Origin of the sequence: Azospirillum halopraeferens DSM 3675, from assembly GCF_000429625.1 — a bacterium.
Classification (GTDB): domain Bacteria; phylum Pseudomonadota; class Alphaproteobacteria; order Azospirillales; family Azospirillaceae; genus Azospirillum; species Azospirillum halopraeferens.
In genome coordinates this window covers 83,831-96,940 of the sequence record NZ_AUCF01000010.1, presented here as the reverse complement: position 1 = coordinate 96,940, position 13,110 = coordinate 83,831, and the positions used below count along the sequence as shown (strand labels likewise).

The 13,110-nt window shown below is 70.3% G+C and carries 15 protein-coding genes; 6 read left to right on the top strand and 9 right to left on the bottom strand.

All coding sequences use genetic code 11. The annotated features are described in order from the left end of the window. Positions 1 to 105: 105 nt before the first annotated feature. From G472_RS32560 to G472_RS0111040, 5 genes are all read right to left on the bottom strand, one after another. Positions 106 to 879 (bottom strand): DUF6969 family protein, encoded by a 774-nt coding sequence (locus tag G472_RS32560; protein ID WP_035692012.1) that lies wholly within the window; start codon positions 877 to 879, stop codon positions 106 to 108. Positions 880 to 972: 93 nt separating this feature from the next. Further along, positions 973 to 1,614, bottom strand: coding sequence for an ABC-type transport auxiliary lipoprotein family protein (locus tag G472_RS0111055; protein ID WP_029008445.1), 642 nt, complete (start codon positions 1,612 to 1,614; stop codon positions 973 to 975). A 26-nt stretch (positions 1,615 to 1,640) separates the two neighbouring features. Continuing rightward, the gene (locus G472_RS0111050; protein ID WP_029008444.1) at positions 1,641 to 2,627 is read right to left on the bottom strand and encodes an MlaD family protein; all 987 of its coding nucleotides are present in this window, start codon (positions 2,625 to 2,627) and stop codon (positions 1,641 to 1,643) included. A gap of 4 nt (positions 2,628 to 2,631) precedes the next feature. Beyond that, complete coding sequence (locus G472_RS0111045; RefSeq protein WP_084536582.1) at positions 2,632 to 3,471, bottom strand: ABC transporter ATP-binding protein; 840 nt, start codon at positions 3,469 to 3,471, stop codon at positions 2,632 to 2,634. A gap of 14 nt (positions 3,472 to 3,485) precedes the next feature. Then, the gene (locus G472_RS0111040) at positions 3,486 to 4,601 is read right to left on the bottom strand and encodes an MlaE family lipid ABC transporter permease subunit (protein ID WP_084536581.1); all 1,116 of its coding nucleotides are present in this window, start codon (positions 4,599 to 4,601) and stop codon (positions 3,486 to 3,488) included. A 177-nt stretch (positions 4,602 to 4,778) separates the two neighbouring features. Here G472_RS0111040 and G472_RS0111035 point away from each other — a divergent pair, with 177 nt between their 5' ends. After that, on the top strand, positions 4,779 to 5,294 hold the full coding sequence (locus tag G472_RS0111035; protein WP_029008441.1) for an adenine phosphoribosyltransferase: 516 nt from the start codon (positions 4,779 to 4,781) through the stop codon (positions 5,292 to 5,294). Here the strand turns inward: G472_RS0111035 and G472_RS32555 are convergent. After that, positions 5,282 to 6,097, bottom strand: a complete 816-nt coding sequence (locus G472_RS32555) for a Fic family protein (RefSeq protein WP_051340688.1) — start codon at positions 6,095 to 6,097, stop codon at positions 5,282 to 5,284. The two genes, G472_RS0111035 and G472_RS32555, sit on opposite strands and share 13 nt — an antisense overlap. A 225-nt stretch (positions 6,098 to 6,322) precedes the next feature. Between G472_RS32555 and G472_RS32550 the strand changes: the two genes are divergently transcribed. Next, positions 6,323 to 6,757, top strand: a complete 435-nt coding sequence (locus G472_RS32550) for a bacteriohemerythrin (protein ID WP_051340687.1) — start codon at positions 6,323 to 6,325, stop codon at positions 6,755 to 6,757. Positions 6,758 to 6,781: 24 nt separating this feature from the next. Here G472_RS32550 and G472_RS0111020 read toward each other — a convergent pair whose 3' ends face one another. Next, positions 6,782 to 7,633 (bottom strand): CE1 family esterase, encoded by an 852-nt coding sequence (locus tag G472_RS0111020; protein ID WP_156927079.1) that lies wholly within the window; start codon positions 7,631 to 7,633, stop codon positions 6,782 to 6,784. Between the two features lie 132 nt (positions 7,634 to 7,765). Here G472_RS0111020 and G472_RS0111015 point away from each other — a divergent pair, with 132 nt between their 5' ends. Then, positions 7,766 to 8,410: an ATP-dependent Clp protease proteolytic subunit gene (locus tag G472_RS0111015; RefSeq protein WP_029008439.1), complete on the top strand. Its 645-nt coding sequence runs from the start codon at positions 7,766 to 7,768 to the stop codon at positions 8,408 to 8,410. Positions 8,411 to 8,426: 16 nt separating this feature from the next. Here G472_RS0111015 and G472_RS0111010 read toward each other — a convergent pair whose 3' ends face one another. Beyond that, positions 8,427 to 9,071, bottom strand: a complete 645-nt coding sequence (locus G472_RS0111010; protein WP_029008438.1) for a histidine phosphotransferase family protein — start codon at positions 9,069 to 9,071, stop codon at positions 8,427 to 8,429. Between the two features lie 132 nt (positions 9,072 to 9,203). Here G472_RS0111010 and G472_RS0111005 point away from each other — a divergent pair, with 132 nt between their 5' ends. From G472_RS0111005 to G472_RS40565, 3 genes are all read left to right on the top strand, one after another. Continuing rightward, entirely contained in the window at positions 9,204 to 9,389 is a 186-nt protein-coding gene (locus G472_RS0111005) for a DUF3553 domain-containing protein (RefSeq protein WP_029008437.1), read from the top strand. Continuing rightward, entirely contained in the window at positions 9,386 to 9,781 is a 396-nt protein-coding gene (locus tag G472_RS0111000) for a c-type cytochrome (RefSeq protein WP_029008436.1), read from the top strand. The genes G472_RS0111005 and G472_RS0111000 overlap by 4 nt, the downstream gene beginning before the upstream one ends. 73 nt (positions 9,782 to 9,854) lie before the next feature. Then, a complete protein-coding gene (locus tag G472_RS40565) occupies positions 9,855 to 9,977 on the top strand; it encodes a hypothetical protein (RefSeq protein WP_281173332.1) in 123 nt (40 codons plus the stop codon). 49 nt (positions 9,978 to 10,026) lie between these two features. On the opposite strand, the gene G472_RS0110990 is transcribed toward G472_RS40565, so the two are convergent. Then, positions 10,027 to 13,107: an efflux RND transporter permease subunit gene (locus G472_RS0110990; RefSeq protein WP_029008435.1), complete on the bottom strand. Its 3,081-nt coding sequence runs from the start codon at positions 13,105 to 13,107 to the stop codon at positions 10,027 to 10,029. Between the last annotated feature and the right edge of the window lie 3 nt (positions 13,108 to 13,110).

Below are 13,110 nucleotides of genomic sequence, written 5' to 3'. Positions count from 1 at the left end.
TTCCATTGCCGAAAGCATGTGCCGGAAGGATTGAGCCTTCATTAACGGCAACCGCCGCCCCTCGCCCCCGCCGGACAGGGCATCTGCGCACAGGCCCTTCACCTGTCAGATATGGAACGTCGGCGGCTCGGGAAACAGGGGGCGCCGGCGACGCGTGCCGTGCAGTGCCTCCTCCACCGCGGCGATCTGGTCGTCAACCGCGATGGCGATCCCGGACGGGACCTCCAGCGCACGGTCCTCATAGACGCAGGTGCCCGGATGGGATTGCGCCCAGCGGTGCACGGCCTCGTCGCGGGCGTGCAGAAGGGCGACGATCTGTGGCCGGAACAGGCGCATGATGCCGGTGATCCAGCGATTCGCCGGCCACGAGGGGCGGGCGTGGTCGATGACGAAGCGGTCGAGCATGCGCACCACGTCGCCGGCCGCATACCAGGTTTCACCCGTCACCCAGCGGTTTGTGGTGAACAGCCGCACCGGCCGCCCCAGCGTGTCCATGGCGATGGCCACCAAGTGGGACAGGGCGTCGTTGTCCCCCTGCACCGGCTCCGGGTCGGGCACGTCGGCGGGCCGCACGCCGTCGGGCATGCCGAGCGGTCGCAGGAAGGTGTGGAAGTGCCCGTGCTCCCCGGCCGGCCGTTCACCCTCGGGATGGCAGTGATAGTAGTACTGGGCGTGGTACTCCGCGTCATACACGTCGCCGGGGGGATAATGGCGCCATTCCACCGGCGTCCCCTGGCCGCGCAGCAACTCGCCGACCACCGTGTCGCCGGTCTTGGCAAGCACGCGCCGGCAATTCCGGACCTCGGCGGCCGCTTCCGCCATCGCCTGCAACTCGGCCCGCGGCATCGCCGCAAGGTCCACACCGATCGCGTCGCCCATCACACCAACCCCGGCCCGCAAGCCGCATCCGCACACAGCCCGGCCACCAGATTAGGCCGACCGGCGGACAATGTGTACGGGAATTGCGACCGGTCAGGACGCCGACGCCCCCCTCACCGCGTTGCCCCGGCGCAGCGTCCAGCCCACCATGCCCTCGCTCACCCGGCCCAGCGCCACATCGAAGGCGGCGATCACCGCAGGGAACCCGTTGCCATCCACCGGCACGATCGCCTCGAACGTCTCGCCCGCTTCGATGGTGCGGCGCTGGGTGGCCACCAGCTTGACGGCGATGCGCACCCGCACCCGCTGGGGCTGGCCGACGGCGCGGCCGTCGGTGTACTCCGCCTGGAAGTCGCGCAGCTCCGTCTTCAGGGTGAAATCGGCCCGCAGCCCCACCGTGTCCCGGCCCACCGAGACGATGCGCCCGCTGTCCTCGAACGATTCGACGATCAGCCCCTGCACCATGGCCGGCGCCCGGTCCACCCACGACACGTTGGCGAAGTAATCGAGCGACGTGGGCGACCGGGCGACGGCGATCCGCGGCGTGTCCAGCCCGGCCGGTGCGGTCGGCGCCTCCACCAGCAACTGCCAGTCGGCCGTCGGCAGGCCGGCGGCGGTGCTGCGGTGGGGGGTGAGGGTGTAGAGGCTGGGAGGCGTGGGCGTCAGCGCCGCCGCGCAGGCCCCGAGCACCACGGCCGCCAGCCCGAGCAGAACCGCCGCCGCGGGGCGCCACATACGAAGTCCGGTCCGCCGGCGATCCGTCATCGTCCCACCTCCACCCCTTGTCTCGTGCCGCCGAACAGGAAGTTCGTCGGACTGCTCTCGATCCGGGTCACCACCCGCGAAAGCTGCGACGACAGATCGCGCAACTGGGTGACCAGCAACGTCACTTCATACAGCCCGGTCGCCGTGAAGTCGCGCAATGGCTCGCGGTTTTCCTCCACCAGTTCGCCGACCCGGCCGGAGGTGACGGTCAGCGAGCGGGTGAGCGCCGTCACCTCCCCGGCCAGCGCGCCGGTGGTCCGGTCCAGGGTGGCCAGCGTGCGGCGCGCCTGCTCCAGGGTGCTGTGCAGGTCCGGGGCCAGCCCGTCGACGGTTCCGCTCAGCGTCTCGGTCAGGTGCCGGGCGCCCGCCATGGCCGCGCGCGCTTCCGCCGCCGTGGTCTCCAGATCGGACGTCGCCGCCGCCACGTCGGCGGTGATGGTGCCGACGTTGGCGAGGATGGCGGTCACCGCCTGCTGGTTGGCCGGGCTCAGCAGCGTGTCGATGCGTTCGGCGATGGTCAGCACGCGGTTGAGGATCTGCGGGGCGGCGTCCACCACCTCGGCCAGGGACGACGGGCGGGACGGGATCACCGGCACGCCGGACTGGGACGCCCGCAGCAGTTCGCTGCGCTCGGTGCCGCCGGTGATCTGCACATAGGCGCCGCCGGTGATGCCCTGCACCTCCAGCGACGCGATCGAGTCGGCCTTGATGGGCGTGCCCGCCTGGACCGCGATGGCCACCCGCACCCGCCCGACGTTGGAGGGATCGAGGCGCAGGTCGGTCACCGTGCCGATGGGGATGCCGCGGTAGCGCACCGGGCTTCCTTCCTGCAGGCCGGTGACGGACCCGGTGAAATAGATCAGATAGGGGTCGCGCTGTTCGTCGAACTGGGATTTGGCGATCCACACGGTGAACACGAACAGGCCGGCGATCAGCGACAGGACGAAGACACCGACGAGGATGTAGCTGGCACGGGTTTCCATCGGGTCACGCCTCCGCCCGGCGGGCGGCGCGGCCGCGCGGTCCGTGGAAATAATCGCGGATCCAGGGATGGTCGTCGCGCAGCAGCGCGTCCAGCGTTCCGACCCTGACCTTCTTGTCGATCAGCACCGCGATGCGGTCGCAGATGGAGGTCAGGCTGTCCAGATCGTGGGTCACCATGTAGACGGTCAACCCCAGGCTCCCTTGCAGGTTGCGGATGAGACGGTCGAACGCCGCGGCACCGATGGGATCGAGGCCGGCCGTGGGTTCGTCGAGGAACAGGATGGCCGGGTCGAGGGCCAGGGCGCGCGCCAGACCGGCCCGCTTGCGCATGCCGCCCGACAGCTCCGACGGGTACTTGGCGCCGGCGTTGGGCGGCAGCCCGACCATGGCGATCTTGACCCGCGCCACCTCGGCGATCAGGTCCGGCGGCAGGGCGGTGTGCTCCTTCAGGGGGACCATGACGTTCTCCGCCACGGTCAGGGAACTGAACAGCGCGCCGTCCTGGAACAGCACGCCGGTGCGCGCCTTCAGGGCCCGGTCCTCGCGCGCGCTCAGCCGCATGGTGTCGCGGCCCAACATCTCGATAGTGCCGGCGGCGGGCCGCATCAGGCCGACGATCTCCTTCAGCAGCACCGACTTGCCCGTACCCGATCCGCCGACCACCCCCAGCACCTCGCCGGGCATGACGTCCAGGTCGAGGCCGTCGTGGATCACCTGACGGCCGAACCGCGTCACCAGCCCGCGCACCCGGATCACCGGCTCCGCCGCGGCGGCGTCGGGCGCCGGCCGGGAGTCCCGGCCCTCCCCCGCCGCCGAACGGATGTGCGCGTTGCCGACCGCCATGTCCACCCTTTCCCCTAGACGCCGAGATACGAGAAGAGCACCGAGAACAGCGCGTCGAGGACGATCACCAGGAAGATCCCCTCGACCACCGCCTTGGTGGTCAGCGCGCCCACGCTCTCGGCGCTGCCGCTGACCTTCAGCCCTTCGTAGCAGCCGACCATGGCGATCACGAGGGCGAAGACCGGCGCCTTGATCAGACCGACCAGGAAGGTGCCGAGTCCGACGGCACCGTGAAGCTGCCGGAGGAACTGCCCGAAGGAGATGTCGAGAACCACGTAGCTCATCACCGCCCCGCCGAACAGCCCCATGATGTCGGCGTAGAAGGCCAGCAGCGGCAGGGTGATCATCAGGGCCAGCGCCCGCGGCACCACCAGAAGCTCCACGGGGTCGAGGCCCAGCGTGCGGATGGCGTCCACCTCCTGATTCACCTTCATGGTGCCGATCTGGGCGGTGAAGGCCGAACCGGAACGGCCGGCGACGATGATCGCGGTCATCAAAACCCCGATCTCACGCAGCACCGACACGCCCAACAGGTTGACCACGAACAGCTCCGCCCCGAAGCGGCGCAACTGGTCCGCCCCCTGGAAGGCCAGCACGACACCGATGAGGAAGGTCAGCAGCCCCAGGATGGGCAGGGCGTTGAGGCCGGTCTGCTCGATGTGCGACAGCACCGCGCGCACCCGCAGACGCCGCGGATCGCGCAGGATGCGCCCGAAGGCGATGGTGATCTCCCCCAGGAAGGCCAGGAGTTCCAGCCCCTCGCGCATCAGCCCCACGGTGCCGCGCCCGGTGCGCTCGACCATGTCGCGGATGGGGTGCGGGCGCTCCGGCACCTGCACCGGCGCGGCCGCCGCGGCGCGCACGGCCTCCAGCAGCGGGGCATGCTCCGGCCGCACCGGCGCCACCTCCACCGCGTGGCCCAGCCCTTTCAGCCGGTCGGCCAGGCGGGTCAGCAGCATGGCGCCCACGGTGTCCAGCGCCTCCAGCCCCGACAGGTCCACGCGCACGGCGGCACCGCCGGACGGCCGCACCGCGTCCAGCGTGCGCACCAGCCGCGCCGCACCTTCCAGGTCCCAGCGCCCGCCCGCCGCCACCCGCCAGGCGCCGTCCGTGTCCGCCGCCTGCGTCATCCAAGCCTCTTGCGGCGCCATATGCCGCAGCCCTCCCGTTCCCGTACCCTATCCTGTTAACCGCGATTTGCGCCAAAAGCACGCCCCGCGTACACTGCGGCGTCCGCAACGGGCGCCGTTTCCGGCGGCCGCGGCGGCCGATGCAATCACCGGATATTCGCCATGACCCCTTCCGCCATCGACCTGCGGGACCACATCCGCGGAATCGCCGATTTCCCGAAGCCGGGCATTCTCTTCTACGATATATCGCCGCTGCTCGCGAACGCGGCGGCCTGGCAGGAAGCGGTGGCGCGGGTGGCCGAAGCCATCCGGCCCCACGCGCCGGACGTTCTGGTGGGCATCGAATCGCGCGGCTTCCTGCTGGCAGCACCGCTGGCCCTGGCCCTGAACACGGGATTCGTGATGGTGCGCAAGCGCGGCAAGCTGCCGGGCGACAAGGTGGAGCACTCCTACGACCTGGAATACGGCACCGACACCATCGAGATCCAGGCCGACGCCATCCGGCCGGGCCAGCGCGTGGTGGTGCTGGACGACCTGCTGGCGACCGGCGGGACCATGGCGGCCTCGGTCAACCTGCTGCGCCGGGTCGGGGCCGACGTGCGCGCTGCCGCCTTCCTCATCGAACTGACGTTCCTCGGCGGGCGCGGGCGCATCGATGTGCCGTGCACGGCGCTGATGAGCTACGATTCGTGATCCCGATGCCCGGTCGGCGTGCCGCCGACGCCCTGCGCGACGCCCCGCGCGGCCGCCACCAGGCAGACATCCAGGCTGCGATCCAGCAGGCCCAGCATGGTCTCGCGGAACGCCGCCTTGTCGCCCGTGGCGCGCGCGCGCGCCAGCGCGTCGCGGTAGGCGTCGCGGGACCCGGCATCAAGGACCACCGGCGGATAGCCCGCCCGGTTGAGCAGCAGGTTGGTCAGCAGCAGCGCCACCGCCGTGTTGCCGCGGGCGAACGGGCGAACGGACATGACGCGCAGATGCGCCTCGACGGCGCTCTCCGGGCCGGGTTCGGTGCGGCGCAGCCAGCCGCTCAGCGCCGACATGGAGACGCGCAGCTTGGCGGGATCGGGGGCAGGATCGGGAACCGGTTCCGCCGCCGCGTCGGGTCGGACCGCCTCCGCGTCGTCGGGGGGGCCGTCGCGGTAGGTGCCGGCCCGCGCGTCGATCCCCTGGAACAGCACCCCGTGCAGGGCAAGGATGCTGCGTTCGGTGATGACGCCACGGGGCTGGTAGGACAGGCGGGCGACCACGCGCAGGGCGTCGACGTGGTTCACCACCAGACGCTGGTCGTCGATGGGGCGGCTGCGCAGCACCGCGCCCTTCTCGATCACCCGCTCGATCTCGGCCGGGGTCAGGCCGACCCGCTCGACGCGGGCCGCGGCCATGGTCAGTTCCCGCTCGAACCAATCGGCCAGGGCATGCACGACCTCGCCCGGCAGCGGGCGGGCGGCGTCGAGTGCGCGCTTCTTGTCGTTGATGTCATCCGGCAGCGCCACGAGCCCACCTCCGTCGTTCGCCCGGTTATATACGGGGAGTCCCCGGTGCCCGGAAGCCCCCGCGTCGCGCCGGCTGCGGGGATTTGCCGCTCGCCATCGGGCTTGAGAGCCGTCGATGGTCGCGTTTAGATAGTGGACCTGCACAACATTCGGCCGTCGCCGACCGGCGGCGTTCGGTCATCAGCCGCCGTTGACCGGCGGCGTTCGGTCAAAGGACACCCGGCCATGGACTACGTCGCCTGGGAGCAGAGGATGAGCGTCGGCGTCGATGTTCTCGACGGCGATCATAAGCGCCTGCTGGCCATGTTCAACGGCCTGCTGGCCGGGGGCGTCTCGGCCCGCGCCAAGGACGACGTCAGCGGGCTGCTGGGCGATCTCAGGGACTACACCGACGTCCATTTCCGTCGCGAGGAGGAATGGATGGAACGCGCCGGCTATCCCGACCTGGAGTCTCACCGGGCCGCCCACCGCCACTTCGTCGCCGAGGTGGAGAAACTGCGCCGGGAATTCGACGACAGCCACGCGGTGATGCTGCGCATCGACCTGATCCTGCTGCTGAAGGACTGGCTGATCGACCACATCCAGACGGTCGACATGCGGTACAAGCCCTTCCTGGCCGGCAGCGACGTCGCGGCCTCCGGAGCGGCCCCCACCGGCTGACCCCCCTGGCCACGCCCCCGCCGCCTATCCCTGTTCGGCGAAGAACCGCATGACCGCCGCACCGGTTCCTGGCGGCCATTGGTGCGGATAGAAGCGCCCGGCGCCGGTGTGATCGTCGGCGTGAGGGCACCAGAGCACCGGATTCGCTCCGTCCGCGGGGCCGTAGCGGCGGCAGTTGAAGCGGTGCGGCTCCACGGGTTCGCTGCCGGGTGCCAGCCCGTTCTGCCGCAGCAGCGACGTTCGCTCCCGGTAGCCCTCCGACACCGGCACCTGCGCATCGCGCGGGTTGTGCAGAACCATGGCAGCCACCGATCCGCTGCACGCGGCCGGCCGCGCGATGCCGCCGCCCACCGTGGCGACCCCGCGGATCGCGGCACCGCGGATGCAGGCAAGACCGTTGGCGAACGAGGCGCCCAGGGAATGCCCCACCGCATGGACCGCCCCGAGGTCGATGCAGTAGAGCGTCGCCATCGTCTCCAGCAACGCGTCGAACAAAGCGGCATCCCGCGGCGCGTCCGGCGGATCGCCGGGATCGGCCCAGGTGAAGCGTCCCTGCCGGTCCTGCAGCCCGGCGGGATACACGAAGATGGTCGGTTCCGCCGCGTGCGCCTCCAGACCGAAATAGCGCCGCACCCGCGTGTTGTCGTTGGTGCGCCCATGGAATGCGAAGACCAGGGCATGCGGCCGGTCCGGCGCGTAGTCGTCGGGCGGAACGACGATGACTCCGCGCTCCCGACCTCCGGCACCGATCGCCGCCGGCGGTCGCTCGGGCGCCGTCCGGCCGCACCCCGCCGACGCCTGTTGGGTGTGAGCCGCGGCATCGCCCCCGGACATCAGAATGGCCAGGACAGCCACGAGCGGGATCGTTCGTTTCACCACCACACTCCGATCGGACCTGTCCTTTCGCAAACAGGGCTCGGGCGGGTTCGTTACACCATCGGACAGGTGATCCGTTAACGAAGGTGTAAACTTTTCCGGCAACTCTTCCCGGCAGGCAGGGAGGGTTGCATGGCGGTTCGGGCAGCGGCTTCGGCGGTTCTGGCACTGGTGGCGGCGATGGCGGCGGCCCCGGCACAGGCCGGCAAGCCGGAGCTGGTGGCGACCAACACCATACCGGCGCTGCCCGATGCGGAGATCACCCGCACCGACCACGCGGACGCGACGATCCTGCGCATCGACGGCATCATCACCAAGGGGGTGGAGCGTCGCTTCACCGAGGCGTTGCGCGCCCTGCCGGCCGGACGGCCGCTGGTGGTGGAGCTGGACAGCCCCGGCGGCTACACCTCGGCCGGTTACCGCATGATCGACCTGATGGTGGCCGAGCGGGCCGCCGGCCGCACCATCGCCACCCGCGTCAAGGGCGGGGAATCGTGCGAGAGCATGTGCGTGGGCGTGTACCTCGCCGGCTATCCGCGCTACGCCGACGCGACGGCGGAGTTCATGGTGCATGCCCCGCGCATGGTCGACAACGGCCGCATGACGCTGCGCACCACCGAGACCATGGTCAAGCGCCTGGTGTCGCTGGGCGCGTCGGAGGGGTGGGTGGCGCGGGTCCGTGCCGCCGGCGGCTTCTCGGGCAAGACCGACTACCGCACCCGTGCCGACCACCTGACGGCCGAACGCGCCAACGTGGTGACCGACCTGCTGCAGTGAGGGCGTCTCCCCTCCCCTACCACTCCAACCGGAACACCAGCCGGTCCGGGCCGGCCGGCGTGGCGGACAGGCGCACGCCGTAGGTCTCGGCGAAGCGGCCGGTCATGTACGCGTGCACCGAGCGCGGCGTCAGGTCCGCGGCGGCGCCGGGGTCCGCCAGGGCGCGCGCGGCCTGCGGGTTCAGCGCACCGGGGCGACCGTCGGCGGTCACGGTGATGCGCCCGGCCTCCTCCGACCCTTCGCCCGCCACGGTGATGGTGCCGCCATGAGTCAGCGCCTCCTCGGCCAGGACGATGACGTTGAGCAGCACCTTGCCGATGCCGGCGTGGCCGCTCAGCGCATCGGGCACGGCACCGGGCGGCCAGTCCAGCCGGGTGCGCGACCCCTCGACCCAGCCGCCGGCCGCCGCGCGCACTTCGGAAAAGCCCCGCTGGTCGCGCCCGGCCATGCCGTAGGCCAGGCGGAACAGCTTCAGCCGCCGCTCGGCCTGGCCGGCGGAATGCTCGATCAGCTTGATGGATTCCCCGAGAAAGCCGGACGCCGGCTCCTCCTCCATCTCCTCGATCAGTTCCAGCCCGTTGTGGATCGCGCCGACCGGGCTGACCAGGTCATGGCAGACGCGCGAGGCCAACAGTTCGAGGACGTGGATGTCGAGTGCCATGGGGACCCCGGCTGATGACGGAACGGGCAGCCGGCCGGAAGGGAACTTTCCGGCCACGCCCACCTTCTTGTACCATTGATTGCGACGCCGTTGCCCCGCTTTTCGGGAAACCCACTTTTCGGGAAACCTCCCATGGACGACTCTCTGGTCCCCGGCGCCTGGGTGCGCCATCCCGATCGGCCCGACTGGGGGCTCGGCCAGGTTCAATCGGCCATCCGCAACCGGGTGACGGTGAATTTCGAGCACGCGGGCAAGCTGCTGATCGACACCGCCACGGTGTCGCTGACCCCGGTCGATCCGGATCGGGAGGCCCCATGACCCCCCATGGCGCGGTGCTGCTTGCCGCACTCCTCCTGCCGGCCGCCCCCGCGGGCGCCGGCTCCCTGCCCGCCGGCGATCCCGGCAAGGGCGAGGCGCTGTTCCGCGCCTGCGCCTTCTGCCACACCCTGGGGCCGGAGGGCGGCCGGCGGGCCGGCCCGACGCTGCACCGCCTGTTCGGTCGCGTGGCCGGCGCGGTGGACGGCTATCCCTATTCCGACGCGCTGCGGAGCAGCGGCATCGTGTGGACGGAGGATACCGTCTCCCGCCTCTTCGAGATCGGCCCGGACACCATGACGCCCGGCAGCAAGATGCCGCTCCAGCGCATGACCGATCCGCAGCAGCGCGCCGACCTCATCGCCTACCTGAAGCGGGCGACAACCTCTCCGTGAAGCCCTCTGGCGCCGCCGCGGCCCCTCCTCTATGCTCGGCCGAACGCCATGACAGGGTTGAGAGGACACTGCAATGAAGGCCATGGTCATCGGCTTCGCCGCCGCCGTGCTGATCGCCGCCGTCGCCGCCGTGGCGCTGGACCGCGTGCCCAACACCACGGGAACGACGCAGGTGCCGCCGTCGGTGCGGCTGTAGCCCCGCCGCAGGCCCCGTCCCGCCGTCCTCGGCGGGGCGGGGTGAGCGTCTATTCCGCCGGGTGAGGGACCGTACCGTGGCCGGCCGGCTCCTCGTCATCGGCCAGTGGCTTCTTGCGGGCGATGTAGCTGTAGACGGTGGGCACCACGAACAGCGTCAGCAGCGTGCCCAGCAGCATGCCGCCGACGATGACCACGCCGATGGCCTGGCGGCTTTCCGCCCCCGCACCCTCCGCCATGGCCAGCGGCACCGCCCCCAGCACCATGGCGCCGGTGGTCATCAGGATGGGGCGCAGGCGCAGCACCGACGCCTCCACCACCGCCTTGCGGATGTCCACGCCGGCGCGCTGGAGCTGGTTGGCGAACTCCACGATCAGGATGCCGTGCTTGGTGATCAGCCCGACCAGGGTGACCAGTCCGATCTGGCTGTAGACGTTCATCGTCCCCCCCGTCAGCTTGAGCCCGAGCAGCGCCCCGGTGATCGACAGCGGCACCGTCAGCATGATGACGAAGGGGTCGATGAAGCTCTCGAACTGGGCCGCCAGCACCAGATAGATGAAGGCCAGGGCCAGCACGAAGGTGACGTACAGGCCGGCGGCGGACTCCCGGAACTCCCGGCTCTGGCCGGCATAGTCGGTCTGCGCGGCCAGCGGCAGCACCCGCTCCGCCGCCGCGTCGAGAAAGGCCAGCGCGTCGCCCAGGGAGGTGCCGGGCGCCAGGGTGGCGGTGACGGTGGCCGAGCGCAACTTGTTGAAATGGTTCAGCTCTCGCGGGCTGACCCGCTCCTCCACATGCACCAGGTTGGCCAGCGACACCATCTGCCCGGCGGCGCCGCGGACATAGATGGAGGCGATGTCGTCGGGATCGTCACGGTCGACCCCGTCCACCTGCACCACCACGTCGAACTGCTTTCCGTCGCGCTTGAAGCGGGTGACCTGGCGGCCGCCCAGAAAGGTTTCCAGCGTGCGTCCCACCGTGTCGATGTCGATGCCCAGGTCGGCCGCCTTGTCGCGGTCCAGCGTGATGCGCAGCTCCGGCTTGTTCAGCTTCAGGTCGGTGTCGACGTTGACCAGGCCGGGGAAGGTGCGCGCCTCGGCCAGCAGGGCGTCGACCATCCGCTGCAGCTCCGGATACCCCAGTGATGTCTGGATGACGAAGTTGACCGGCTTGTCGGTCGGGCTCTGCCCCAGGGAGGGCGGGTTCGAGGCGAAGGCCATGACGCCGGGGATGCCGAACAGCTTGGGCGCCAGGCCCGCCACCACCTCCTGCTGCTTGACGTCGCGATCGTTCCAGTCCTTCAGGCGCACGAAGCTCATGCCCTGGTTGACCACCGGGAAGCCCACCACCATGAAGTAGGTGTCGACCTCCGGCACCTGGTTGAACAGCGCTTCCATGCGCCGGGTGTAGCCGTCGGTGTACTCCAGGGTCGAGCCTTCCGGCGCGATGGCGATGGCCACCACGGTGCCGCGGTCCTCCACCGGCGCCAGTTCGGAGCGGATGCCGGAGAACAGCGTCCAGCTCGCCGCCGCCACCAGCACGCCCAGCATCAGCACCAGCGGCCGCGCCCGCAGCGAGGCACGCAGCAGCGCCCGGTAGCCCGAGGTCATCCCTTCCAGGAACCGTTCGATCAGGTTGTAGACGATGCCGTGCCGGGCCTGGTGGCGCAGCAGCTTGGAACACATCATGGGCGACAGGGTCAACGCGACGAACCCCGACACCAGCACCGCGCCGGCCAGCGTCAGGGCGAATTCGGTGAACAGCCGGCCGGTGCGCCCGGTCATGAAGCCGATCGGGGCGTAGACGGCGGCCAGCGTGATGGTCATCGCCACCACGGCGAAGCCGATCTCCCGCGCCCCCACGAGCGCCGCGCGCATCGGCGCCACCCCGTCCTCGATGTGGCGGTAGATGTTCTCCAGCATCACGATGGCATCGTCGACCACCAGGCCGATGGCCAGCACCATGGCCAGCAGCGTCAGCGTGTTGATGGAGAAGTCGAAGACGTGCATCAGCGCGAACGCGCCGATCAGCGACACGGGGATGGTGACCAGCGGCACCAGGGTGGCGCGCAGGGAGCGCAGGAAGAAGAAGATCACCAGCACCACCAGCACGATCGCCTCCAGGATCGTGGTGAACACCGCGTCGATGGAGCGGGCGATGAAGATGGAGCTGTCGTAGCCGATGGCCACGGACATGCCATCGGGCAGGGATTCGTCGATCCGCGGCAACTGCTCGCGCACCGCCTTGGAAACGTCCAGCGGGTTGGCGGTGGACTGCTTGACGACGCCCAGCGCCACCGCGCTGCGGCCGGTGAAGCGGGCGTTCACCCGCTCGTCGCGGGCAGCGATCTCCGCCCGGCCCACGTCTCCCAGCCGCACCAGATAGCCGCCGGCGTCGCGCAGGATCACCCGCTCGAACTCCTCGGGCGTGCGCAGATCGGTTTCCGAGACGACGGTGAACTCGCGCGCCACGCTTTCCACGCGGCCGGCGGGAATCTCCACGTTCTGCCGGCGCAGGGCCGATTCCACGTCCTGCGGCGTGACCCGGTAGGCCGCCATGCGCTGGGGATCGAGCCACAGGCGCATGGCGAACCTGCGTTCGCCGAAGATGCGCACCTCCGCCACACCCGGCAGGTTCTGCAACCGGTCCTTCACGTAGCGGTCGGCGAAGTCGGTCACCTCCAGCGGCGAATGCCGGTCGGAGGAGAAGGCGAGATAGATGATGGGTTGGGCGTCGGCCTCCACCTTGGCGATGGTGGGCTCCTCCACCTCGTCGGGCAGGATGCGCCGCACCCGGCCGACGCGGTCGCGCACGTCGTTGGCGGCCTCGTCGATGTCGCGGGTCAGGCGGAAGCGCAGGGTGATCTGGCTGCGCTCGGCCCGGCTGACGGAGGAGAGCACGTCGATGCCCTCGATGCCGGCCAGGCTGTCCTCCAGCACCTGGGTGACCTGGGTCTCGATGATCTCGGCCGAGGCACCGCGGTACACGGTGGTGACGTTGACCACCGGCTCGTCGATCTTGGGATACTCGCGCACCGACAGGCGATCGTAGGAGACGAGCCCCACCAGCAGGATGGCGAGGCTCATCACCGTCGCCAGGACGGGACGGCGGACGGAAATGTCGGAGAGGATCACGGC